General features: G+C 62.3%; 27 protein-coding genes. 21 read left to right on the forward strand and 6 right to left on the reverse strand.

The genetic code is table 11. The features are described 5' to 3' along the window. The first annotated feature begins 2 nt into the window (after positions 1–2). The 14 genes from metK to trpB all read left to right on the forward strand — a co-directional run bounded on the left by metK (position 3) and on the right by trpB (position 12,302). A complete protein-coding gene (gene metK, locus CRO18_RS07815; RefSeq protein ID WP_097081712.1) occupies positions 3–1,169 on the forward strand; it encodes a methionine adenosyltransferase in 1,167 nt (388 codons plus the stop codon). A 146-nt stretch (positions 1,170–1,315) separates the two neighbouring features. Further along, positions 1,316–1,762 carry a DMT family transporter gene (locus CRO18_RS07820; RefSeq protein WP_097081713.1) on the forward strand — a complete coding sequence of 149 codons (447 nt, stop codon included), beginning with the start codon at positions 1,316–1,318 and terminating at the stop codon, positions 1,760–1,762. A gap of 446 nt (positions 1,763–2,208) precedes the next feature. Next, positions 2,209–2,673, forward strand: coding sequence for a preQ(1) synthase (gene queF, locus CRO18_RS07830; protein ID WP_097081715.1), 465 nt, complete (start codon positions 2,209–2,211; stop codon positions 2,671–2,673). A 42-nt stretch (positions 2,674–2,715) separates the two neighbouring features. Then, positions 2,716–3,441 carry a tRNA (guanosine(46)-N(7))-methyltransferase TrmB gene (locus CRO18_RS07835; RefSeq protein ID WP_097081716.1) on the forward strand — a complete coding sequence of 242 codons (726 nt, stop codon included), beginning with the start codon at positions 2,716–2,718 and terminating at the stop codon, positions 3,439–3,441. A 70-nt stretch (positions 3,442–3,511) separates the two neighbouring features. Continuing rightward, positions 3,512–4,858: a 3-phosphoshikimate 1-carboxyvinyltransferase gene (gene aroA, locus CRO18_RS07840; protein WP_076485713.1), complete on the forward strand. Its 1,347-nt coding sequence runs from the start codon at positions 3,512–3,514 to the stop codon at positions 4,856–4,858. 104 nt (positions 4,859–4,962) lie between these two features. After that, positions 4,963–5,559 (forward strand): d(CMP) kinase, encoded by a 597-nt coding sequence (locus CRO18_RS07845; RefSeq protein ID WP_097081717.1) that lies wholly within the window; start codon positions 4,963–4,965, stop codon positions 5,557–5,559. Between the two features lie 33 nt (positions 5,560–5,592). Further along, a complete protein-coding gene (locus CRO18_RS07850) occupies positions 5,593–5,931 on the forward strand; it encodes a hypothetical protein (protein WP_097081718.1) in 339 nt (112 codons plus the stop codon). A 120-nt stretch (positions 5,932–6,051) separates the two neighbouring features. Next, positions 6,052–6,684, forward strand: coding sequence for an NAD(P)H-dependent oxidoreductase (locus CRO18_RS07855; RefSeq protein WP_097081719.1), 633 nt, complete (start codon positions 6,052–6,054; stop codon positions 6,682–6,684). A 147-nt stretch (positions 6,685–6,831) separates the two neighbouring features. After that, positions 6,832–7,482, forward strand: coding sequence for a transglycosylase SLT domain-containing protein (locus tag CRO18_RS07860; RefSeq protein ID WP_076485709.1), 651 nt, complete (start codon positions 6,832–6,834; stop codon positions 7,480–7,482). Positions 7,483–7,664: 182 nt separating this feature from the next. Further along, on the forward strand, positions 7,665–9,344 hold the full coding sequence (gene rpsA, locus CRO18_RS07865; protein ID WP_076485708.1) for a 30S ribosomal protein S1: 1,680 nt from the start codon (positions 7,665–7,667) through the stop codon (positions 9,342–9,344). A gap of 289 nt (positions 9,345–9,633) precedes the next feature. Then, on the forward strand, positions 9,634–9,921 hold the full coding sequence (gene ihfB, locus CRO18_RS07870) for an integration host factor subunit beta (RefSeq protein ID WP_097081720.1): 288 nt from the start codon (positions 9,634–9,636) through the stop codon (positions 9,919–9,921). Between the two features lie 8 nt (positions 9,922–9,929). Next, the gene (locus CRO18_RS07875) at positions 9,930–10,286 is read left to right on the forward strand and encodes a LapA family protein (RefSeq protein WP_083952257.1); all 357 of its coding nucleotides are present in this window, start codon (positions 9,930–9,932) and stop codon (positions 10,284–10,286) included. 6 nt (positions 10,287–10,292) lie between these two features. Next, the gene (locus CRO18_RS07880) at positions 10,293–10,967 is read left to right on the forward strand and encodes a phosphoribosylanthranilate isomerase (protein WP_076485706.1); all 675 of its coding nucleotides are present in this window, start codon (positions 10,293–10,295) and stop codon (positions 10,965–10,967) included. A 102-nt stretch (positions 10,968–11,069) separates the two neighbouring features. Next, positions 11,070–12,302 (forward strand): tryptophan synthase subunit beta, encoded by a 1,233-nt coding sequence (gene trpB, locus CRO18_RS07885; RefSeq protein ID WP_076485705.1) that lies wholly within the window; start codon positions 11,070–11,072, stop codon positions 12,300–12,302. On the opposite strand, the gene CRO18_RS07890 is transcribed toward trpB, so the two are convergent. Continuing rightward, a complete protein-coding gene (locus CRO18_RS07890) occupies positions 12,299–13,282 on the reverse strand; it encodes a pentapeptide repeat-containing protein (RefSeq protein WP_097081721.1) in 984 nt (327 codons plus the stop codon). The genes trpB and CRO18_RS07890 overlap by 4 nt on opposite strands. A gap of 358 nt (positions 13,283–13,640) precedes the next feature. On the opposite strand from CRO18_RS07890, the gene CRO18_RS07895 reads away from it, so the two are divergent. Both CRO18_RS07895 and CRO18_RS07900 read left to right on the forward strand, forming a co-directional pair. Further along, positions 13,641–14,126, forward strand: coding sequence for a hypothetical protein (locus CRO18_RS07895; RefSeq protein WP_097081722.1), 486 nt, complete (start codon positions 13,641–13,643; stop codon positions 14,124–14,126). Continuing rightward, positions 14,123–14,827 (forward strand): LuxR C-terminal-related transcriptional regulator, encoded by a 705-nt coding sequence (locus CRO18_RS07900; RefSeq protein WP_097081723.1) that lies wholly within the window; start codon positions 14,123–14,125, stop codon positions 14,825–14,827. The genes CRO18_RS07895 and CRO18_RS07900 overlap by 4 nt, the downstream gene beginning before the upstream one ends. Positions 14,828–14,830: 3 nt before the next feature. Here CRO18_RS07900 and CRO18_RS07905 read toward each other — a convergent pair whose 3' ends face one another. From CRO18_RS07905 to CRO18_RS07915, 3 genes are all read right to left on the reverse strand, one after another. After that, on the reverse strand, positions 14,831–15,340 hold the full coding sequence (locus CRO18_RS07905) for a GbsR/MarR family transcriptional regulator (RefSeq protein ID WP_097081724.1): 510 nt from the start codon (positions 15,338–15,340) through the stop codon (positions 14,831–14,833). Then, positions 15,337–16,362: an aldose epimerase family protein gene (locus CRO18_RS07910; RefSeq protein WP_097081725.1), complete on the reverse strand. Its 1,026-nt coding sequence runs from the start codon at positions 16,360–16,362 to the stop codon at positions 15,337–15,339. The genes CRO18_RS07905 and CRO18_RS07910 overlap by 4 nt, the downstream gene beginning before the upstream one ends. A 64-nt stretch (positions 16,363–16,426) precedes the next feature. Next, positions 16,427–17,395, reverse strand: coding sequence for a zinc ABC transporter substrate-binding protein (locus CRO18_RS07915; protein ID WP_097081726.1), 969 nt, complete (start codon positions 17,393–17,395; stop codon positions 16,427–16,429). 95 nt (positions 17,396–17,490) lie between these two features. On the opposite strand from CRO18_RS07915, the gene CRO18_RS07920 reads away from it, so the two are divergent. From CRO18_RS07920 to CRO18_RS07940, 5 genes are all read left to right on the forward strand, one after another. Then, positions 17,491–18,000: a Fur family transcriptional regulator gene (locus tag CRO18_RS07920; RefSeq protein WP_076485698.1), complete on the forward strand. Its 510-nt coding sequence runs from the start codon at positions 17,491–17,493 to the stop codon at positions 17,998–18,000. Then, positions 17,997–18,818, forward strand: a complete 822-nt coding sequence (locus CRO18_RS07925; RefSeq protein WP_076485697.1) for a metal ABC transporter ATP-binding protein — start codon at positions 17,997–17,999, stop codon at positions 18,816–18,818. Before CRO18_RS07920 ends, CRO18_RS07925 begins: the two co-directional genes overlap by 4 nt. Then, positions 18,811–19,596 (forward strand): metal ABC transporter permease, encoded by a 786-nt coding sequence (locus CRO18_RS07930; protein WP_097081727.1) that lies wholly within the window; start codon positions 18,811–18,813, stop codon positions 19,594–19,596. The genes CRO18_RS07925 and CRO18_RS07930 overlap by 8 nt, the downstream gene beginning before the upstream one ends. A gap of 280 nt (positions 19,597–19,876) precedes the next feature. Continuing rightward, entirely contained in the window at positions 19,877–20,062 is a 186-nt protein-coding gene (locus CRO18_RS07935) for a hypothetical protein (protein WP_076485695.1), read from the forward strand. Positions 20,063–20,316: 254 nt separating this feature from the next. After that, complete coding sequence (locus CRO18_RS07940) at positions 20,317–20,538, forward strand: hypothetical protein (RefSeq protein ID WP_076485694.1); 222 nt, start codon at positions 20,317–20,319, stop codon at positions 20,536–20,538. A 144-nt stretch (positions 20,539–20,682) separates the two neighbouring features. Here the strand turns inward: CRO18_RS07940 and CRO18_RS07945 are convergent, their stop codons facing one another. Both CRO18_RS07945 and CRO18_RS07950 read right to left on the reverse strand, forming a co-directional pair. Further along, complete coding sequence (locus tag CRO18_RS07945; protein ID WP_249276027.1) at positions 20,683–21,387, reverse strand: YjbF family lipoprotein; 705 nt, start codon at positions 21,385–21,387, stop codon at positions 20,683–20,685. Between the two features lie 5 nt (positions 21,388–21,392). Continuing rightward, complete coding sequence (locus CRO18_RS07950; RefSeq protein WP_170952603.1) at positions 21,393–23,468, reverse strand: YjbH domain-containing protein; 2,076 nt, start codon at positions 23,466–23,468, stop codon at positions 21,393–21,395. Positions 23,469–23,551: the final 83 nt, after the last annotated feature.

Raw genomic sequence — 23,551 nt, forward strand, 5'->3', positions numbered from 1 at the left:
CAATGTCTCGCACGAACTACGTTTTCACCTCCGAATCCGTTTCGGAGGGCCATCCCGACAAGGTCTGCGACCGCATCTCTGATGCCGTCCTCGACGCCTTCCTTGCCGAAGAACCCAACGCCCGTGTCGCCTGTGAAACCTTCGCAACCACCAATCAGGTGGTCGTTGGTGGCGAAGTGGGGCTTTCGGACAAGACGCGCCTTGCCGAATTCATGACCCGTATCGACGGGATCGTGCGCGACTGCGTGAAAGATATCGGCTACGAGCAAGATGCCTTCCACTGGGCGACGCTGAACTTCGCCAACTACCTGCACCCGCAATCGGCGCATATCTCGCAAGGCGTCGATAAAGACGGGGCGGGCGACCAAGGCATCATGTTCGGTTACGCCACCGATGAAACCGAAGCGCTTATGCCCGCGCCGATCCAATACAGCCACGCGATCCTGCGTCGCTTGGCCGAGGTGCGCAAATCTGGCGAGGCGGCGACGCTTGGACCGGATGCGAAATCGCAGCTTTCGGTGCGCTATGAAAATGGCAAACCCGTCGGCGTGACCTCGATCGTGCTCTCGACCCAGCACAAATACGAAAGCCAAACCTCGGATGACATCCGCGCCATCGTGGAACCCTATATCCGCGAAGTGCTGCCCTCGGGCTGGATCGACGAAAAAACCGAATGGTGGGTGAACCCGACCGGAACGTTTGTGATTGGCGGCCCCGATGGGGACGCGGGTCTGACAGGCCGTAAGATCATCGTCGACACCTATGGTGGCGCGGCGCCGCATGGCGGCGGGGCGTTCTCGGGCAAAGACCCGACCAAGGTGGACCGCTCGGCCGCTTATGCCGCGCGCTATCTGGCGAAAAACGTTGTGGCTGCGGGTCTGGCGAAAAAATGCTGCATCCAAGTCAGCTATGCGATCGGGGTGGCGAAGCCGCTGTCGATCTATGCCGACACCTATGGCACGGGTGAAGTGCCCGAATCCGAGATCGAGCGGATCGTGGCCCAATGCATGGACCTGACCCCGCGCGGCATCCGCGAGCATCTTGAACTGTGCAAACCGATCTATGCCCGCACCGCCGCTTACGGCCACTTTGGCCGCGCGCCCGAAGCCGACGGCGGCTTCTCGTGGGAGCGCACCGATCTGGTCGAGGCGCTGAAAACGGCGCTCTGATCTGATCAGCCATGTGATCGAAAAGGGGGCCTCGGCCCCCTTTTTCTTTGCGCGTATTGAGGCAGTGCGAGGCGCAACAGCGCAGTATCGCTTGCCTCAGCGCCGCAGTTCAGCAAGCCTTGCCATGGGAGAAATGGGAGGTGCGCATGGGCGAGAGCTTGCGCTACGCGGCCGTGATGCTGGTCGCAGGTATTGGAATTCCGGTTTTGGCGGCGCTCAATGCGCAACTCGGCACACGGATCGGCTCGCCCGTGGTGGCGGCGGTTGTTTTGTTTTGCGTCGCTTTAACGGGCGCGGTGGTGGTGATGCTGGTCACCGCTGGGCCAACGGCGCTGCGCGACGTGCCCGCACAACCGCGCCATCTGTTCTTGGCGGGGCTGCTGGTTTGTTTTTACGTGCTCTCTGTCACCTTTGTTGCGCCGCGCTTTGGCGTGGGAAATGCGGTGTTCTTTGTGTTGATGGGGCAGATGATCTCCGCCGCGCTGATCGACCAATTCGGTCTTTTCGGGGCGATTGCACGCCCGATCAGCCTCGCCCGCGCGGCGGGTCTTGGCCTGATGGCGAGTGGGCTTTTCTTGATCATGCGCGGATAATGCGTCAAATCCCGGGGGCGTTGCCCCGCGCGCCTTGAGGCAAGTCTAAGAGCAGGAGGTGCCTCTATGGCGAACCGATGGAACGTCCCTGCATGGCTTGAGGCAAAGGTGCGGGCGCGCGACCAAGTCTGTGTTTACTGCGGAACGGGTTTCACGCGCTTCAAAGTCTCTGCAAGATCTGCGCCGAGTTGGGAGCATATCATCAATGACGCGACGCTCATCGGTGAGGACAATATTGCGCTTCGCTGCCGTGGCTGTAACGCGAGTAAAGGGCAAAAACGCGTGTCAGATTGGCTTGTGACGCCCTATTGCAAAGATCGAGGGATTTCTGCTCAGACGGTGGCACCAATCATCCAGCGCGCGATCTGCAACGGTCAATAGTTTCAAGAGAGAAGCCGTGGCCCTGCCAAAGCAGCGATTTCAACATTTTAGAAGGTAAAGATTTTATGGAACGCACTGATACATCTGGTTTGACCCAATTGGGCCAATCTGTCGCCGCGCCGACCTCCCCGGAAGAGGCCGTGTTGGAGCGTGTGCCCGCCTCGCATCCGGGCACCGATTACACCGTGCGCTTGACCGCGCCCGAGTTTACCTCGCTGTGCCCGCTCACCGGCCAGCCCGATTTTGCGCATATCGTGATTGATTACATCCCCGGCGACTGGCTGGTGGAGAGCAAATCGCTCAAGCTCTATTTGGCAAGCTTCCGCAATCATGGCGCGTTTCACGAGACCTGCTCGGTCGAGATTGCGCTGAGGCTGGTCGAGCTGCTCGCGCCGAAATGGCTGCGTATCGGCGCCTATTGGTATCCGCGCGGGGGCATTCCGATTGATGTCTTTTGGCAAACCGGGGCGCCGCCCGAAGGCGTTTGGATCCCCGATCAGGGTGTGGCCCCGTATCGCGGGCGCGGTTGAGAAGGCTTGACCGAGGCGCAACAGCCCCCTAAAGGCGCGGCCATGAGCGAAGAGACCAACATCCCCGAGGAAACCGCCGCCGCCCCGCAACCGGAGTGGCGCAATTTCTATGGCCGCCGCGCAGGCAAAACGCTGCGCCCAAGCCAAAAGGTTTACTTGGGCGAAGACCTCGACACGCTGACCCCGCAGGGCTTTTCGCGCGATGAAAACCCCGAGCGGGATCTGGTCGATCCGGCGACGATCTTTGGCAATGATGCGCCGTTTTGGCTGGAGGTTGGCTTTGGCGGCGGCGAGCACATGGTGCATATGGCCGCCACCTATCCGGGGATCAACATTCTGGGCTGTGAGCCGTTCATCAACGGCGTGGCGATGCTTTTGGGCAAAATCCGCGCGGCGGGCGTGGAAAACGTCGCCGTTTGGCCGGGGGACGCGCGTGATGTGATGGATGTGCTGCCCGAGGGCTCGGTTGCCAAAGCGTTTTTGAACTATCCCGACCCTTGGCCAAAGCGCCGACATCATCGCCGCCGCTTTGTCACGCAAGACCATCTTGTGCCGCTTTATCGGTGCCTTGCGCCGGGGGCGGAGTTCCGCGTCGCCACCGATATTCCGGATTACATGCGCCAAGCTCTGCGCGAAGTGCCGAAAGCGGGCTTTGAGCTGACCGCGCATTCCGGCACGGCGTGGGAGGATTGGATCTCGACCCGCTACGAACAAAAGGCGCTGCGCGAAGGCCGCGTGCCCGATTACGCCACTTTCCGCAAACCTTAAGCCGCCCCTTGGGGCTTTTAGGCGGGCGCGGCTTGCGCTATGGGAGGCCGAACCATCAGGGAGGCTTTTCATGTCCGGTCACGGCGATCCTATTTTGATGACCGCGCGCAAGGGCGGGCCGCTTTCGGGCGTGGCCGAGGTGCCGGGCGACAAGTCGATCTCGCATCGGGCGCTGATCTTGGGGGCGCTGTCGGTTGGGCGCACCGAGATCACCGGGCTTTTGGAAGGCCAAGATGTGCTCGATACCGCCAAGGCGATGCAGGCGTTTGGCGCCACGGTCACCCAACATGGCCCCGGCGCTTGGTCGGTAGAGGGCGTGGGCGTGGGCGGCTTTGCCGAACCCGAGGCGGTGATTGATTGCGGCAATTCGGGCACCGGGGTGCGGCTGATCATGGGGTGCATGGCGAGTTCTGCGCTGACCGCCACTTTCACGGGCGATGCGAGCCTGCGCAAACGCCCGATGGGCCGGGTGACGGACCCGCTCGCGCTCTTTGGCGCGCGGGCTTATGGCCGTGAAGGCGGTCGTTTGCCGATGACGGTGGTCGGTGCGGCAGAACCTGTGCCGGTGTGCTACACCACGCCGATGGCCTCGGCGCAGGTGAAGTCTGCGGTGCTCCTCGCGGGGCTCAATGCGCCGGGCGAGACCGTGGTGATTGAGAAAACCCCCACCCGCGACCATACCGAGCGGATGCTGCGCGGCTTTGGCGCCGAGGTGACGGTGGAAGAAACGCCCGAGGGCAACCGGATCACGCTCAAGGGCCAGCCGGAACTGACCGCGCAAAAGGTAGCCGTGCCGCGCGACCCGTCGTCTGCCGCTTTCCCGGTCTGCGCCGCGCTGTTGGTGCCGGGCTCTGACATCATGGTGCCGGGCGTCAGCCAAAACCCGACCCGTAATGGGCTCTTCCTGACGCTCAAGGAAATGGGCGCAAATATCGAATTTCTGAACGAGCGCGAAGAGGGCGGCGAACCGGTCGCCGATCTGCGCGTACGTTATTCGGAGCTGACGGGGATCACCGTGCCCGCCGCGCGCGCGGCAAGCCAAATTGACGAATATCCGGTGCTGGCGGCAGTGGCGGCTTGTGCGCGTGGCACCACCACCATGCCCGGTGTGCATGAGTTGCGGGTGAAGGAAAGCGACCGGATCGACGCGATGGCGCGCGGGCTTGAGGCTTGCGGCGTCAAAATTGAGGAAGACGAGGACACGCTGATCGTGCATGGCCTTGGGCCGGATGGCGTTCCGGGCGGCGCGACGGTGGCAACCCATATCGACCACCGTATCGCGATGAGCTTTTTGGTGCTCGGGCTTGCAAGTCAGCAACCGATCACGGTGGATGACGGCTCGCCGATTGCGACCTCTTTCCCGGTGTTTGAAGAGCTGATGCGCGGGCTCGGCGCTACGATCACGCGCGCAGAGTAAGAAAGCGAGACGTTCTGTGGGGCTATTCCGGCAAGCTGAAAGTGTTTTTCATCTTGCCATAAATATCCCTGCCGGAGGCGCTGCGGAGAAAACGAGAGGGCCGTATGCAGTTCACAGTCGCGATTGATGGGCCCGCCGCGGCGGGTAAAGGCACGCTGTCGCGCGCGGTCGCGGAAAAGTTCGGCTTTGCGCATCTTGATACCGGCGCGCTTTACCGCGCCGTTGGGGTGAAGGCCGAGGCAGAGGGGCTGGACCCGGTCGCGGCCGCGCGCAGCTTGACGCCTGCAGACCTTGCGCGCGCGGATTTGCGCACGCTTGCAGCGGGGCAGGCGGCTTCCAAGGTCGCGGTGATCCCCGAGGTGCGTCAAGCCTTGCTTGACTATCAACGCAATTTTGCCCGGCGTGCGGGCGGTGCGGTGCTGGATGGTCGCGATATTGGCACGGTGATTTGCCCCACGGCGGAGGTGAAGCTCTTTGTCACCGCCTCTGCCGAGGTGCGGGCGCATCGCCGCTGGCTGGAACTGGGGGGCGATGAGGCGCAGGTCTTGGCCGAGGTCCGCGCCCGCGATGAGCGGGATATGAACCGCGCCGATGCGCCACTCAAACCCGCCGAGGATGCGGTGCAGATTGATACCTCTGACATGAGCATCGAGGCCGCCGTGGCCGCCGCTTGTGATTTGATTGCAAAGGCGATGGCGTGAATCGTCGCCAAACCAAAAGATAAAGAGGGTTTCATGAAGGGTATTGGGTCTTCCGTTCTGCTTTGCGGGCTCGCAGCGGCGCTTTCGGCTTGCATGGAGGCGCCATCTGCCCCCGCACCGGTGACCGTGACCCCGCCGCCTGTAGAGGTTGCCGAGCCTCCCGGCACCAGCCCCGCCAGCGCCATTCCGGCCAGCAGCGTTGCCGCCGAATATGCCTATGTTTCGGCGCACTTCCCCGGCTGGCAGGTGCAAACGCAGGGGCTGATGATGCAACCCTCGGGCCGCGCGGTGGATGTGCTGACGCTGGAAAAGGCGGGCGAGAACCGCGATCTTTACTTCGATATCTCCAGCTTCTTCGTGACCGGGCTTTAAGCCTAACTCTGTGCCGCCGCGCATGGGGTCCGTGCGTCATTGCGCAGAACTTGCCATTGTGCGGTTTTTGGGTGCGTCTAATCTGCGGCTCCTTCCAAGATCGCGCAATAAGGACCCCTCATGCTGATCGACACGCTCAACTGGCGCTACGCCACCAAAAAGATGGACCCGGCCAAAGCCGTGCCGGAAGAGAAGGTGGCCCGCATTCTGGCTGCGGCGCAGCTTGCGCCGACCTCTTCGGGGCTGCAGCCCTTTGAAATTTTGGTGATCACCAATGCCGATCTGCGCGCAAAACTGCGCGGGGCCGCCTATGATCAAGCTCAAGTCACCGATGGCTCGCATCTGATCATCTTTGCCGCTTGGGACAATTACACCGACGCGCGCATTGATGCGGTGGTCGATCACACCGTGGCGGAGCGCGGTATTCCGCGCGAGATGGTCACGCCGTACTACGATAATCTCAAGGCGCAGTTTCTGCCTCGCCCGGCGGAGGTGAACTTCGACCATGCCGCGCGCCAAGCCTATATCGCTTTTGGCATCGCGCTGGCCCAAGCCGCCGAAGAAGAGGTGGATGCGACGCCGATGGAGGGCTTTGACCCCGCCAAGGTCGATGAAATCCTTGGCCTGCGCGAAAAGGGCCTGCGCTCGGTCACGTTGATGCCGCTGGGCTACCGCGCCAATGAGGGGGATTGGCTTTTGGGCATGAAGAAAGTGCGCAAGCCGCTGAGCGAGCTGGTCACGCGGATCGACTGAGCGCGCAAAGCCCCTTGTTTTACGAGGCGCTGCCGCAAGGTGGCGCCTTTTATATTGCGGTGTTGCGCGGCAGGGGGATTCGCCACTAGGCTAAACTGCGGCTTGAAGGATCGCGTTCACCCCCGGCAAAACGGAGGAAAATTCTTCATGCCAACCACGCATATCGCACGTTTCACCCAAAAAGTTTCGGCCGCCGCTCTGACATTGGGCTTGGTCTTGAGTTCTATGCCGGTTGCGGCACAGGGCCCTGCGACCCAGATGATGAATGGCCGTCCGGTTTTGGCTTGGGAGGTTGGGCATCCAGAACGGAAAATTTGGTCGACGCGCCTGCGTGAGCGAATTTACAAATACCTCGATAAAATGGGCACACCCGCCGATATTGCAGATTATTGCCCCAATTTTGCGGAGCTCCCGCGCGCGCGCCGGGTGGATGTGTGGGCGCAGATCGCCGTGACGATTGCCGGACAGGAAAGCGACTTCGTGCCCGGTTTGGTGGTGCCTGCGAAATCGCCCCGCGGGAAAGACCGTGCTGGGCTGTTTCAGCTGACCTATGGCAAGTCGAACAAGGTCTGCACCTATGATCCGGCGACGGCCAGCCTGACCAATCCGCTCGAAAGCATTGATTGCGCCGTGTCGCGGATGCAAAGCGGTGTCGCACGCGATGGGCTGGTGGCGCAGGGCGCGCGCTCGGGCGAGTATCGCGGCATCGCGCGGACATGGAAATCGATGCGGATCGGCAAGGACTCCCGCAAGGCGGACGTGCAAGCCGCCGTGCGTGCCTTGCCCTTCTGCGGGTAGGCGCTGGATCGCGCTCACCCTCACATTTGCCAACAAATCCTTGCCCTGAGGGCGATTCGCGCCTATAGGGGCCCGGTCGAAGGGGGTAGCCATGGGCTGCCCCCTTGCGACATTCGCAACGAAAGACCGGCGGAGCCAACCGCATGGCCAGTCAAACCATGATGTAAAGGAAACTGAGACGCATGTGCGCCAAAGCAACAATGGAAGAATTTGAAGCCCTTCTCCAAGAGAGCTTCGAGATCGACACCCCCCAAGAGGGGTCGGTCGTCAAAGGCAAAGTCATCGCCATCGAGGCGGGCCAAGCCATCATCGACGTCGGCTACAAAATGGAAGGCCGCGTTGACCTGAAAGAATTCTCGAACCCGGGTGAAGCTCCCTCGATCGCCGTTGGCGATGAGGTCGAAGTTTATCTGGATCGCGTCGAGAACGCGCGTGGCGAAGCCGTCATCTCGCGTGAGAAAGCCCGTCGCGAAGAAGCTTGGGATCGTCTGGAAAAAGCCTATGCTTCGGAAGAGCGCGTCGATGGCGCCATCTTCGGTCGCGTCAAAGGCGGCTTCACCGTCGATCTGGGCGGCGCTGTGGCCTTCTTGCCCGGCTCGCAAGTCGACGTGCGTCCGGTGCGCGACGCTGGCCCGCTCATGGGTCTGAAACAGCCGTTCCAAATCCTGAAAATGGACCGTCGTCGTGGCAACATCGTTGTGTCGCGTCGCGCCATTCTCGAAGAATCGCGTGCCGAACAGCGCGCCGAAGTCATCGGCAACCTGTCGGAAGGCCAAGTGGTCGACGGCGTGGTCAAGAACATCACCGAATACGGTGCGTTCGTTGATCTGGGCGGCGTGGACGGCCTGCTGCACGTCACCGATATGGCGTGGCGCCGTGTGAACCACCCGTCGGAAATCCTGTCGATCGGCGAAACCGTCAAGGTTCAAGTCGTCAAGATCAACAAGGAAACGCACCGCATCAGCCTCGGCATGAAGCAGCTGCAAAACGACCCGTGGGATTCGGTGGAAACCAAATTCTCGCTCGGTTCGGTGCACAAAGGCCGCGTCACCAACATCACCGACTACGGCGCATTCGTCGAGTTGGAAGCTGGTGTCGAAGGTCTGGTTCACGTGTCCGAAATGTCGTGGACCAAGAAAAACGTGCACCCCGGCAAAATCGTTTCGACCTCGCAAGAAGTCGACGTTATGGTGCTCGAGATCGACACCGCGAAACGCCGCGTGTCGCTTGGCCTCAAACAATGCATGCGCAACCCGTGGGAATCGTTTGCTGACGCCCATCCGGTTGGCAGCATGATCGAAGGCGAAGTGAAGAACATCACCGAATTCGGTCTGTTCATCGGCCTCGACAACGACATCGACGGCATGGTTCACCTGTCGGACCTGTCGTGGGACAAGCGCGGCGAAGAAGCGATCCAAGATTACCGCAAAGGCGACGTGGTCAAAGCCGCGGTCACCGAAGTGGATATCGACAAAGAGCGTATCTCGCTCTCGATCAAAGCGCTCGACGCCGACACCTTCTCGGATGCGGTTGATGGCGTGAAACGTGGCTCGGTGATCACCGTGAACGTGACCGCGATCGAAGACGGCGGCATCGAAGTCGAATACAACGGCATGAAGTCGTTCATTCGTCGTTCGGACCTTGCCCGTGACCGTGCCGACCAACGCCCCGAGCGTTTCCAAGTGGGCGACCACGTGGACGTGCGCGTTGTCAACGTCGACAGCAAAACCCGCAAACTGGGCGTGTCGATCAAAGCGCGTGAAATCGCTGAAGAGAAAGAAGCCGTCGAACAATACGGTTCGTCGGACTCGGGCGCTTCGCTCGGCGACATCCTCGGCGCCGCCCTCAAAGGCCGCGAATAAGCTTCTCCCGAAAGGGAACGGAAAGGCCCCGCGCAAGCGGGGCCTTTTGCTTTTCGATTCGCGCAAAAGGTGTGTTGAAGGGGCGAAAGAGGCGCTTCTGAGCCATATCTGGCCGCTTTCCGCCCCGAGAATGCCGCCTGCAAAGCGAAAAGCGTGCCCAAATCTCCCGCTATCCCCCCTGAATTCCCCGTTTTTCCAAGCCTTTGCTGTTTGAGACGCCGAGAATTCCTCCTATAGTCGGAGAAAGAGAAAATAGGGCTGACAGTCGGATAGCCTACGGGGGGATATTATGATTCGATCTGAATTGATCGCCAAGATTGCCGAGGAAAATCCTAACCTTTTCCAGCGTGACGTCGAAAAGATCGTCAACACGATCTTCGAAGAGATCATTGAAGCGATGGCCCGTGGAGACCGGGTTGAGTTGCGCGGTTTCGGCGCCTTTTCGGTAAAGAAACGCGATGCTAGAACGGGGCGCAACCCGCGCACCGGCACCTCGGTCGCGGTAGAAGAAAAACACGTCCCCTTCTTCAAGACCGGTAAGCTTTTGCGAGACCGGCTGAACGGGGCAGAGGAGTAAGACCCCAGATGATCCGCCTGATCCGCTACCTGTTCCTGTTGGTGCTCGCTGTTGTTTTGGTCGTTTTGGCGATGTCGAACCGCGCCATCGTCGCGCTGCAACTGCTGCCCGCAGAGGCCGAGACCTATCTGGGCATGAACTGGCGCGTGGATGTGCCGCTTTACCTCGTGATCTTTGCGGGGCTCGGCGTCGGGCTGCTGGTCGGCTTCTTTTGGGAGTTTTTCCGCGAGCGGAGCTTCCGCAAAACCGCCCGCAAAGCGACCAAGCGCGCGCAAAACCTTGAACGTGAGCTGGGCCGTTTGAAAGAAAAGACCCAAGGCCCGCGGGATGACGTTTTGGCGCTGCTCGACAAGCCGCGCGCCTAACGCGGCATGGTCACCGTTGCCATCAATAAAGGCCGCCCCGGCGGGGTGCGCTGTAAGATCTGCGGGCTGAAAACGCCCGCAGATGTCGTTTCAGCCTCTGAGGCTGGCGCAGGCTATATGGGGCTTGTTTTCTTCCCGCGCTCGCCGCGCCATGTGGAAATTGCCCAAGCGCGGGAACTGGCGCTGGCTGCGCCCTTGGGGCTTGCCAAGGTCGCGCTGGTGGTGAATGCCGAGGATGATCTGCTTGATGCGATCACCGCCGAAGTGCCGCTTGATATGCTGCAGCTTCACGGCAAAGAAAGCCCAGCCCGTGTGGCCGAATTGCGCGCGCGCTACGGCCTGCCGGTGATGAAGGCAGTGGGCGTGGCCGAGGCCGCAGACCTGAAAGCGATTGCGGATTACGAGGCGGTCGCCGATCAAATCCTGCTTGATGCTAAAGCGCCCAAAGAGGCCACGCTTCCCGGCGGCAATGGGCTCTCGTTTGACTGGCGGCTGATTGCGGGGCGCGACTGGGTGCGGCCTTGGATGCTGGCCGGCGGTCTTACGCCCGACAACGTGGCCGAGGCGGTGCGGCTGACGGGCGCAACGCAGGTCGATGTGTCGTCAGGCGTGGAAAGCGCGCCGGGCGTGAAGGATGCCGCCAAGATCGCCGCCTTCGTGCAGGCCGCGCAAAGCGCCTAAGCCGCCAAGGCCCGCGGTATTTCAGCCTTATCTGCATGGGAAACTTTACCCAGCCCCAAGAGCGCGCTATCTGCGGGGCAAGGGAACAGGGGAATGAGACCAATGGCCGAAGATCTGCCCAACAGCTACATGACCGCGCCGGATGAAAACGGGCGTTTCGGCATCCACGGGGGCCGGTTCGTTTCGGAAACGCTGATGCCGCTCATTTTGGAGCTGGAAGCGCAATACGAACATGCCAAGACCGATCCGACCTTCTGGGCGGAGATGGACTTGCTTTGGCGCGACTATGTGGGCCGCCCCTCGCCTTTGTATTTCGCGCCGCGCATGACCGAGGAATTGGGCGGGGCCAAGGTTTACCTCAAGCGCGAAGAGCTCAACCACACCGGCGCGCATAAAATCAACAACGTGCTGGGCCAGATTCTGCTCGCGCGCCGCATGGGCAAAAGCCGGATCATTGCCGAAACCGGCGCGGGCCAGCATGGCGTGGCGACGGCGACGGTTTGCGCCAAGTTCGGGCTTAAATGCATCGTCTATATGGGCGCGACCGATGTGGAGCGTCAGGCCCCGAACGTGTTCCGCATGAAGCTTTTGGGCGCGGAAGTGGTGCCGGTGACCTCTGGCCGGGGCACGCTGAAAGATGCGATGAACGATGCGCTGCGCGATTGGGTCACCAATGTGCGCGACACCTTCTATTGCATCGGCACGGTGGCGGGCCCCGCGCCTTACCCGGCGATGGTGCGCGATTTCCAATCCATCATCGGGCGCGAAACCCGCTGGCAGTTGGAGCAGCAAGAGGGCGAAGGCCGCTTGCCCGATACGATCATTGCCGCCGTGGGCGGGGGGTCGAACGCGATGGGCCTGTTTCACCCGTTCCTTGATGACAAAGAGGTCCGCATCATCGGCGTTGAGGCCGGGGGCTTGGGCGTGGATGACCGGATGCAGCATTGCGCCTCGCTCACCGGGGGGCGGCCGGGCGTGCTGCATGGGAACCGCACCTATTTGCTGCAAGACGAAGACGGGCAGATTCTCGAAGGCCATTCGATCTCGGCGGGCCTCGATTATCCCGGCATCGGGCCGGAACACAGCTGGCTGCGCGACATCAAGCGGGCGGAATATGTGTCGATCACCGATGCCGAGGCTTTGGAGGCGTTCCAGTTCTGCTGCCGCACCGAGGGGATCATCCCGGCGTTGGAGAGCAGCCACGCGGTCGCCCATGTGATGAAACTCGCGCCCACGCTGCCCAAAGACCATATCATCGTGATCAACCTCTCGGGCCGGGGCGACAAAGACATCTTCACCGTCGCCAAACACCTTGGCGAGGAGATGAAGGTTTAATCCGGCGGTAGGCAGGGATCGGGGCGGATTAAGAAGGGTTCTAGGTAGCGAGCCATCCCGTCTCGATACTGGCAGAGCGTGACGGGTATGGTTGCGGGTAGGCCGATGGGGGGGCTGTCGGCCCAAGCCCAGACGTCGGTGAAATGGGCGGTGTCCAGGCCGACGACCTTGTTGAAATCGGCGCCCGAAATCTGAGCCCGGTCCAGATGCGCGTGCGAAAGGTCGGCCCCCTCCATCTGCGCCTTCCAAAGGGAAGCCTCCTCCAGATGTGCGCCCCGGAGGTCCGCCCCTTCCATCTGCGCCTCCCAAAGCGCCGCCCCCTCCAGATGCGTTTCCCGGAGGCTTGCCTTCTGCAGATACGCGCCTCCGAGCCGCGCCGCCTCAAGATGCGCTTCGAAGAGCCCCGCCCCCTCCAGATGCGCGACTCTGAGGTCTGCCCCTTCCAGGCGCGCCTCCCCGAGGTTCCCACCCGCCAGATGCGCGAGCAAGAGCTTTGCCCCCTGCAGATGCGCGCGGTAAAGGTCCACTCGCTCCCCCTCGGGCGCCTTTGGCGTCAGACGCATCAAATCCACCGGATTGTCACAGGCCTTCTGCGCCTCATCCCAACCGCCGCCCATCTTTTCGCAAGACAGATCAATCCCCCGCAGCGACACGCCCTGCGCCGCCAGATATTCCAGCGCCTCGCGCTTGCCCGAATTGCCGGTGGCCGGGGCGGTCAGGATGCTCCATGCGCGGTTGATCGCTTCCTCCCGGCGGGTGTCGTGTTCCTCCTTCCACGCCCAGATGCCGAAGATCACCGAAACCAAGGTCGCCATCAGCACGACGCGCTCAAACCACTCCCATTTCTCCACAATCTCCCGCCCGCCTGCCGTATGGGCGGGATGCGCGGCCTTTACGTAGCGTAAACCCGGCGCGGGGTGCTGCGGCGCTTGGCGTAGGAAAAGGCGTTTTTGCGCTTTGAAGCGCTTCGAACCGGGCATGAAAAATCCTCGTCACAAATCGCCCCAGCCTAGGCGCGCGTGAAAGCCCGCGTCAATCGGCCTTGGGCGTATATACCGGGGGTTTATAGAAGTGCTTTAAGCTGAAAAACGTCTCTCGCACTGCTTGCTTTCCGTGTGCGGCAGGCGTTTCCTACTCTTGGCCCCGTCCCCCAAAGCGTGGCCAGGTTCCCTCCCAGCCAGCCGACCCCAATCGGTCCGAGGGAGCCAGATTTTCGGCCGGGGGCCCGGGGGCCTCCGTATCCTATCGCTCACGGAAGATGGGGCGGAGCGGGCTCCCGGTCGATTGCAAACAAAGCTGGGGCAGAATTGACGCGCACAGGCGCAAGGCAGGAACGAGATGGATTGGTTGATCGGAACACGTGAAGGCGATCGCAGCACTGGGCAATTGCCGGGCAAATTGGCCTTTGCCACGGTGATGCTGGGCGTGGTCATGGCGACTGCGGGACCGGTGTTGGCCGACCGACAAGAAGAGATCATCTCGGAGCTTGAGGCCGAGGGTTATACCGATATCACCACCTCCAAGACATGGCTGCGCCGCACGCGCATCGTGGCGCAGGGGGAAGAGGGGGAGCGCGAGATCGTGCTCGACCCGCGCAATGACGAAGTTCTCCGCGACTATGTGCGGCCCCCGCGGGAGGGCCAGCGGGGTGGGCCGGGGGGGCGCCCGGCTCCCGATGGGCGTCCGCGTCCCGATGGTCCGCCGCCCGGTGCACCGGGGGAGGGGCGCGGTCCGGGCGGTCCAGCGGGTGATCCGCCGGATCGGCCTTCCGGTCCCTCAGATCATGGTCTTGGGGGATCGCGCGGCGGGGAGGCTTTCAGATGACCGAGCAAATTTACGAATCGGCTCGCCCCTCGCCCGTTGTGCAAAGCTGGCTCCGCTCGCGGGTGATCGTTGTGGCCTTGTTTGTTCTTCAAGCAATCCCGGCGCTCTACTACGTTTCCGATATCGTCTCGGCGCTGATCGGGATCGCTTTGCCGCCGATCCCGTGGGAGCTGCGCGAGGCGTTTGAAATTGGCGCTGCTGTCGCGCTTTTGGTCGGGCTTGGCTTTGGCGCGCATGTGCTGTTGGCGGTGCGGCGTGAAGCGAAAGTGGCGCGCGAAGGTCTGCGGCGCGCGTCGGCGGAATTTGCCGATCTTTTGGAAGAGCGTTTTACCGAATGGGGCCTGACCCCGGCAGAGCGCGATGTGGCGCTTTTCGCGATCAAAGGGCTGAGCTTGGCCGAGATCGCGCAATTGCGGGCCACGTCCGAGGGCACGGTGAAGGCGCAGACGGCCTCGATCTATCGCAAGGCCGGGGTGGGGGCGCGCAGCCAGCTTGTCAGCCTCTTCATCGAGGATCTGATGGAAGTGCCGGAGCAACGCGCCGCAGCGGAGCGTTCGGAGACGCATCCGGTGCCCCGGTCTGCCACCCCAGCGCCCCGTACGGCGGCGAAAGCGGAAAAGACGGGCGCAGAGACGGCGCTGCGCAAAAGCGCCCCTGCTGCGAAAGGCCGTGCGCGTGCGGCGCGGGTAAGTAAGGCCTAAGCCTTACTTGCCGCGCTGGCCTTTCTTCTTTTTCTTCTCGGCTTTGTCGGCGCCCATGAATTGCGCGAAATCGGCGGCATCGCGGCGCAGTTGCCGGGCAAACCAATCCTCGGCCACTGCTGACATTTCGGCCAGCGCCGCAACGCGCGGGTCCGTGTTATCGGTCGCGGCCAGTGTGGCGAGCCTGTCGGTTAAGGGGGCGATTTCGCGGCGGTGGCGGTCTGCCAAAGCGGCGCGCAGCAGCGCCCAAGGGTTTGGGTCAGCCACATAGAAATCACGCCTTGTGCCGGGCGCGCGCGCCACCTGCACGAGCCCCGCTTGGCGCAGTTCTTTCAGCGCGACCGAGACATTGGAGCGCGAAAGCCCAAGCGCGTTGCAAAGGTCTTCGGCAGAGGGGGCCTGCGCCGCGCGCCAGATCGTGCCAAGGCAGGCGCCCGCGGCGCGGCTCATGCCAAAACGGGTGGCGAGATCGGCAAACAGCGCCGTGACGTCGGAGGCGGGCGGGGTGGTCATAGCGCGGTCCTCGCGGGCTTGTCCGTGGAAATGCTACGGCTCAGATGCAATCGGGTTACTTGGCGCCATGTTTCGCCCGGATGGAGCGTAATGGCTGGGAAATCGGGATGTTGCGGCGCATCGGGCCACATCTGCGGCTCAAGTGCAAGACCTGCATGGGGGCCATACGCCGCACCGCTGAGGCCAAGGACTGGGTGCGCGCCCATATGCTGCCCATCATAGACCTGAAGTCCGGGCGCATCGGTTTCAATCGTGAGCGAGACACCCGCGCTGCCGGTCAGTTCTGCTACCGCGCGCAGCCCCGTGCCGGGCAGGCAGTAGTTGTTATCGAGCGGCGGCAGGTCGGCGACACGGCGCGCGTGGTGCAGGTCGTAGACTGTATCCGCGACCGAAATCGGGGCGCGCGGCAGGTTTTGCGCATCGCAGGGCAGCATCTGCTCTGCTGCCACTTTCAAATGATGCGCTGCGGTGGTGGGCGTGCCGTCAAGGTTCCAATAGGGGTGATGCGCAAGGTTCATCAACGTCTCTGCATCGGTTTCTGCGCTGAGCGTGATCTCCAGCGTGCTTGGCGCCACGATCTGATAACTGGCGCGCAGCACCCGGTTGCCGGGGAGGGCGGCCGCCCCATGCGGCAGATCAAGCCGAAAGGTGACGCTGTCAGCATTGGCGGTTTCAATCGCCCAAACTTGCTGCGAGCAGCCCGCATCGCCCGAATGTAACAGGTTTGCCCCGTCATTTGGCGCGGCACGCCAAAGCTGCCCGGCAATTTCGACCTGCGCGCCTGAGAGCCGATTGGCAACGGGTCCGACCACCGCGCCTGCCCAAGCCAGCGCCCCGCTTTCATAGGCGGAAAGGGTATCGGAGCCCAAGATCAGCGGCCAAGGTGTGCCCGCCAGACGCAAATCTTGCAAGCTGGCCCCAAAGGTGATCAGCCGCGCAGTCAATTCGCCCGCGCGCAGCGTTACGGCCTCGACCAAGTCTCCGGTGGATGTGGTGCCGAAACGGCGGATATCGGCTGACATGGCGCCCCCTTGTTCGCCCGGAGCGTTTCACGAATGCCCCGGACGAGCAAGAGCGCGTAAGACCTTATTCGGAAAGGCAATCGCGCAATGTGTCGGCCAAGCCGGTCATCAGCGCGGCGTAAAGCTCGGGGCCATAGGGCAGGGCGGAACCAGACGGGTCGAGCGTGCCGCCGCGCTTGACCGAGGTGCCCTCGAGCAGAGCATCAATTTGCTTCGGGTCATGCTGCGCTTCGGGGAAGGCACAAACAATATGTTGAGCCGCGAATTGGTCGCGCAATTCGGCCAAATGCGCGGCGCCCGGCGCGGTTGCGTCGCTCATATTGACCGACCCCGCCACGCTTAGCCCATAATGGGTGACAAAGTAGCCATAGGCCGCGTGGAAGGTGACAAAGGGTTTCTGCGCAACCGGGGCCAGTTCGGCGGTGATTTGGGCGTCTAGGGCGCGCACGGCTTCCTGCGCGGTGGCGGCATTGGCGGCATAGGTCGCGGCATGTTCCGGATCGGCTGCCGAAAGCTCTTGGGCAATCACGCCCAGCCAAGTTTCGGCGTTTTCGGGCGTCAGCCAAGCATGGGGGTCTAGCCCTTCATGCACATGGTCATGATCGTCGTGATCTGCTTCGCCATGCTCATCATGGCCTTCTTCATGGGCTTCGTGATCCTGCGCTTCTTCGGCGGGGGCGTGCATATGGGCATGGCCGTCAAAATCTTGCAGATGCGTGCCAGGGGCATCAAGCAATTCGAGTTGCGCACCTTTCAAGCTGACACCGTCAATGGCGCGTTCCAGCCACGGGGTCATTTCCGGCCCGAGCCAGATCACCAGATCCGCGTTTTGCAGGGCGGCTGCTTGGCTCGGCTTCATCTGGTAGTTATGCGCATTGCCGCCCTGTTCGAGCAAAACGGCGGGGCTGCCCAGATCGCCCATCACTTGCGCGGTGAGCGAATGCACGGCGGGGATATCTGTCACCACATTCGGCACATCGGCCAAAGCGGGCAGGGGCAAAAGCGCGAGCGCGGGGATCAGTGTCTTCTTCATCGAAACCTCAGAGGAAGGTGAGGGGGAACTTGCGGGTCGGTTGCGGGTTATCTATGTTATACCGTAACAGGTCAAGAGAAATGTGATAAAGTAACATGCCTCACGATACCCCTACCGATCCGGGCTGCGCCTTCGGCCAGCATGACCATGCGCATTGCGCGGGGGCCGTGCTTGAGCGCGCGGCGGCTGAAGCCGAGCGGCGGGGGCTGCGGTTTACGCCCGTGCGCAAGCGGGTGCTGGAGATATTGCTGGAGGCGCATCGGGCGATGGGCGCCTATGAGGTGCTGGATCGTCTTGCGGCGGAGGGCTTTGGCAATCAGCCGCCCGTCGCTTATCGCGCGTTGGAATTTCTGGTCGAGGCGGGGCTGGCGCATCGGGTGCAGCGGCTCAATGCCTTTGCGGCCTGTATGCATCCGGGCGAGGCGCATGCGCCGGTGTTCTTGATCTGCCGGGAGTGCGACACCGTGGTGGAAGCCGAGGCGGCCCCGCTGCGCCAAGCGCTTGATCTGGTTGCCGGGGAGCTTGCGTTCACCGTAGAGCGTGCAAGTTTTGAGGCGCTGGGTCTTTGCCCAGATTGCCGCGCCAAGGCGGAGGCTTCCGCATGAGTGCGTTGATTGCCGCCGAGAACCTGTCAGTGCGCCATGGCGAGGCGACGGTGCTGGGCGGAGTTCAGTTTGCGATTGAGCGCGGCGAAATCGTTACCGTTGTTGGCCCGAATGGCTCGGGCAAATCCACCTTGATCAGGGCCTTGATTGGCCTTGAAGCCGCCGCGACGGGGGCGGTCACGCGCGCGCCGGGGCTGGTAATCGGCTATGTGCCGCAAAAGCTGCATATTGATGCCGGCCTGCCGATGACGGTGCGGCGTTTCCTGTCTTTGCCGCGCCGGGTGAGCGATGCGCAGGCCGAGGCGGCTTTGGCGCGCACCGGTGTGCCGGGGCTTGGCCCAAGGCAATTGGCGCGACTTTCGGGGGGGCAATTGCAGCGCGTGCTGGTGGCGCGCGCGCTTTTGGCAAACCCCGATATTTTGATATTGGATGAGCCAACGCAGGGGCTCGACCAGCCCGGCACGGCGGGCTTTTACCGGCTGATTGAAGAGGTCCGCGCGGAAATGGGTGTCGCGGTGCTGATGGTCAGCCATGATCTGCATGTGGTGATGTCTGCCTCTGATCGGGTGATTTGCCTCAATGGCCATGTCTGCTGCCAAGGCACGCCCAAAGTCGTTTCTGCCGCGCCGGAATATCGCGCGCTTTTTGGCCTTGGCACCGGGGGCGCCTTCGCGCTTTACCGCCATATGCACGACCACGACCATGAGGAAGACGAAGGGCATGGCCATGACCATGGCGCGCCCCATGTTGCCCATCCGCATGAGCCCCACAGCCACGGCCACCATCACGCCGCAGGATGCACCCACGACCATGCTTGACGATTTTCTGATCCGTGCCGCGCTGGCGGGCATTGGCCTGACGCTTGCCACCGGGCCGCTCGGCTCTTTCGTGGTCTGGCGGCGTATGGCCTATTTCGGGGATGCCACCTCGCATGCCGCGATTTTAGGGGTAGCACTGGCCTTTGGGTTTGGGCTGCCACTTTACGCGGGCACGCTGGTTGTCGCGCTTGCAATGGCGCTGACCGTGGCGGCGCTGTCCGGGCGCGGGCATGCGATGGATACGGTCTTGGGCGTGCTCGCCCATGCGGCGCTGGCCTTTGGCCTTGTCGCGGCATCGTTCATTTCGGGGCTGCGGGTCGATCTGACGGCGTTTCTGTTTGGCGATATTTTGGCCGTGAGCCGCACCGATTTGGCCGTCGTTTGGGGCGGCTCTGCCGTGGTTGCGGTGCTTTTGATCTGGCGCTGGCAGGAGCTTTTGACCGCCACAGTGAACGAAGAACTCGCCCAAGCCTCGGGGCAAGATCCGCTGCGCGCGCGGTTGGTGCTGACCTTGGCCTTGGCGCTGACGGTGGCGGTGGCGATCAAGATCGTAGGCGCGCTGTTGATCGCGGCACTTTTGATCATTCCGGCGGCCGCCGCACGCCAACTGGCGCGCGGTCCCGAGTCGATGGCGCTCGCGGCGACGGCGATTGGGGCCGCCTCGGTTCTGGGCGGGCTACAGGCCTCGCTCAATTTCGACACGCCAGCAGGCCCGTCCATCGTCGTTGTTGCGGCGCTGATCTTTGTGCTGAGCTTGGGTGTGAAGCGGCGCGGTTGAGTGGCGCCTCACACCGACCTCTTGCACCCTCTCTGACGCATCAGAGATTTTCCTCAAGCGCTCATTTTTCGCGTCCTGCGGGTGCAAGAAGGGCCGCTTCAAGCCCTTTTATCATGGGTTTTCGGGGGATTTTCTGCAGATGCGTGCAAAACCGCAACACTTCCTTTACGCCACGTGAAAGGGCCCGCGATTTACCCTTTGCAATTCCTAACGCTTGTGCTTTTCTCGCCGTGATGCTGCCGGGCTTGGCGGCTCTCTACAGCAATGACGGAGATTTAAAATGAAAAAGATCGCTACCATCGCCCTGGTTGCCAGCCTTTCGGCTTCCACCGCTTTCGCCGGCGGCTACACCGCCCCGGTCGTCGACGCGACCCCGGTCGTCGCCGAGTCGTCGTCCTCGAACGCCGGCATCCTGATCCCGGTGCTGCTGCTCGTCGGCGTCGCCGTGGCGGCTTCGTCGAACTAAGTTCGACACCGAATTTCGCGGTCTTCGGACCACGAGAAGGCCGGAAAGCGCAAGCTTTCCGGCTTTTTGTTTATGCGCTTGGCGGGGCATCGGTTTAGGTTTCCTTAAGCCTTTGCCACGGTTACGCCACAAACTCTCCGCATTTTAACCACGTGTTTACTTTGCTGGCCCGATTCAGCAGCCTTTGCTTCGAATTTGGGGAGGAATCGTGTATCCATTGGTTATCGAAACCCTAACGCCAGGATGAAACGTAAATGCAAAAGATCTTCCTTCCTGTGGTCGCTCTCATGCTTTCGGTTGCTTCGGTCTCGGCGCAACCGGTCCTTCCGATCATTTCCGCTCTCGCGCCGACCGCCCCCAATGGCATGGTGATCAGCGCGCTCTCTGCTTCGTCCAGCACCACGACTGTGGCGACTGTTGTGGCCTCGGCCATGTCGGAAGCAGGCGGGACTTCGGCCACCGGCACCACCAACTGACGGTCAGAAAGACGTTCAGGGCTTCGGTCAGAATGGCCACCAGCCGCGCTCGCATGAGGGGCGCTTTGTAACGAGTACCAACCGAAAAGGCCGGAGCAGTGATGCTCCGGCCTTTCTAATAGGTTTCGCGACTGTCGGGCCGAGTTAGGGGCGCAGCACTTGCAGCGTGAAATAGCCCAGCTCCGGGGTCACCCATTGGCGTGAGGTGGCGATCTGCCCGCTGCTGGTGACAAGGTAGCTGTTGGTGAAGTCAAACCCTTGCCCGGTGCAATGCTCGGCCATCACCGTGCCGGTCCAGTCGCGCCCGGCGAAGCTGTATTTCGCACCGGTTTGGGCCGGTGCCACCGTGCAGGTGAGCGGAAGCGGGCGTTCAGTGCCCAGCCCATCAAGCAGGCGGATCACGCGTGCGCCCGTCCCGGCGCGGCGCGCATGGATCAGCGTTGCGACCTCGTCCACCTCGGCGGACATCATATCATGCCCCAAGCCGCGGGTGCCGACGATCAACCCGTTGCGCAGCATCAGGGTCTGCATTTGCGGCGTGGCATAGGTGCGCATTGGGCCGTTTTCACCGATCATGCCCAAAACAGCGGGCCCGGCCCCGGCATTTTCGCGGGTTGAGAAGAGCAGTGGCCCTTGGTTGAGCGCCAGCGCCTCGCGCGCCATGGCCTCTGGAGCAGGGGCGGTCACGCCTTCAGATTTTGCGCGCCGCGCGGCAACCTTGCCCTTCAAATCGGCGGTCATCGCGCGAAAGAGGCCGCCTTGGCTATCTTCGCGGGCACTGTCATGGCTACAGCCAGCCGCCACCAAAACGGCCATTGCAAGCGCGCCGAGGCGCCATTTGCGCATCATCGTGCTCACCGCCAGAACCTCCCCCAGTTCTCGTAAAGCGCCCCCATATGGTCGCTGCGCACCGTTTCGTACAAACGTCCGTCAACATCCAGACGGGCGCCGCCATCGCGTTGCAGCGGGCGCAGGACGGTGCTCATCGACGCGCGCGAGGGTTTGCCCGAGAGCCAAGCAATCGGTGCGGTGATGCGGATACCTTTGTCAAACGAGCCTTCGCCGAAATCGGCCGAAGACATATCGGTCACCGTCGCAAAAGCACCAACCTGCCACCCGTTCGAGAATTCGCGTGCGAGCGAGATCGTCGCGCCCCAATCTTTGGCGAGATAACGGCCAAGGTCCAATTCGCCGGTATAGCCGCCGCCGAAATCGTAATAGGCCGAGGCATGGCCGGTGGCGACATCGTAATCTTGGAAGCCAAAGCGTTGGTCATAGTCGCGCTTGGTGACCCAGTTGGCCTCCACGCCGAGTGCCAGCCGGTTGTCGACCGGTTTCCAGAGCAATTCGCCCGAAATACCGCCGTACATCCGCTCCAAATAGCCCACAGTCAGGCGCGAATAAAGATTTTCGGCCGGGCGTCCGTAGTGGGCGAAGGTCAAGCGGTGCAGCGCAAGATCGCCGTTCTTTTGGTATTCGGAACTGTCAGAGCGCACATGCGGCGCGGTCGAGGTCGAGACGCGGTCGCTTTGGTCAAGGTTGCCCAGCAGCGTTTGCCGCAGATCGCCCGACAGCACAAAGCCACTGCCAAGATCATAGCGCGCCTTCAGGCTCAGCCCGACATCGGCACGAAGTGGCGAATCCGGGTCGAAATAAGAGGCTTCCAGATAGGGCCGCAAAGACCATTGGAAGCGCGGGAACAGCCCTTCGGTCACCACTTGGGCAGGGTCTTTCCCGGCTTCGGTGATTTGTGCGACGCTCAGGATGTCGCCGGAGCGACCGTTTTCCAACCGCTCCAGATCGGAGCGGGTCACGGTCACCGACGACACGGCCATGCCTTTTTCCATCAGCGTGACGGTGATCGTCTCGACCGAGGAGGGCAGGGCGCGGGTGGCGATGCGGGCGACACGGCCCACGGCTTGCGGCGCAGCGTTATAGGTTTCGTTGCGCACGCGCAGCTCGGCCCGGGTCGCCGTCAGTGACATCGATTCGAGGATTTGACCGTCTTTGGCCAGCGCCTGCGCGATGGCGCGCTGAATCGCGGGTTGTGCAGTGGGATCGGCGGTCCAAGCCCCCGACCATCCATCAACATCGGCACTTTGCGCCGGGCGCGGGCGCACCGGCAGCGGCGCGCTTTCAAGCCCGGTCGGATAGGCGGGCCGTTTCGGGTCAATCGCATAAGAGAACTGGAAGCCGATCTTGTCGCCATGCAGATAGAACATCTGCAGGTTCGTCGCGGCACCAAGTTTGTAATCCAGCCCCACGTTCACAGCGCTTTGGTGTTCCCAGTCGCTTAGCCGCGTTTCTTGCACGTAAGCGTCAGAGGAATACTCCGCTTTCAGCGTCAGCCGGTCGTTGAATTTGTAGCTCACCCCAAAGAAGGGGGCGACATCGCCGCGGAACCATGCGCCCGAATTGAATTCGCCGCCGTTGGAATTGTAGTCATAAACCGGGCGCGTGCCGGTGGAGCCGATAGAGCCAAAGCTCCCCAAGCGCCCCCAGCCAACGCCCGCCGTGACCCGCAGCGCGCTGCCAAAGCCTTTGGTGGCAACGATATATTCCGAGGAATAGACGCTGGTGCCGACCATGTCGTTAAGGCCGACGGCGAGCGCAGGCGTATAGCGCCCCTCTTCAAGCACTTGCCAGCGAATGTCGAACGAGCGGTCGTAAAGCTCTTTGTAGCCAGAGATGCCGCCAAAGCCATCGGGGATCGGCATCAGGTCGGGCACGCGCGAATAGCGGAACGCGCCGGTCACATGCGGGGCGATCTGGAAGGTGAGCGTGTTGCGCAGCGTGCCGCCCCCCAGCGCCGTGATCGAGACACCAAGCGTGCCATCGCTAAACCCTTCGGCCGTTGGCATGTCGATCAAGCCGGGCATGCCATAGGTGTTGCGCGAGGCGCCGACCATCGGATCGGCGAGCCCTGGCACAGCGGTTGACACGGCACACACAAGGGCAGACGCGCACAAAAGCGCGGCCCGGTTGCGGGAATGAGGCATAGCGGTCCGGGGCA

The sequence above is a fragment of the Rhodobacter sp. JA431 genome, assembly GCF_900217725.1.
GTDB lineage: Bacteria > Pseudomonadota > Alphaproteobacteria > Rhodobacterales > Rhodobacteraceae > Rhodobacter > Rhodobacter aestuarii.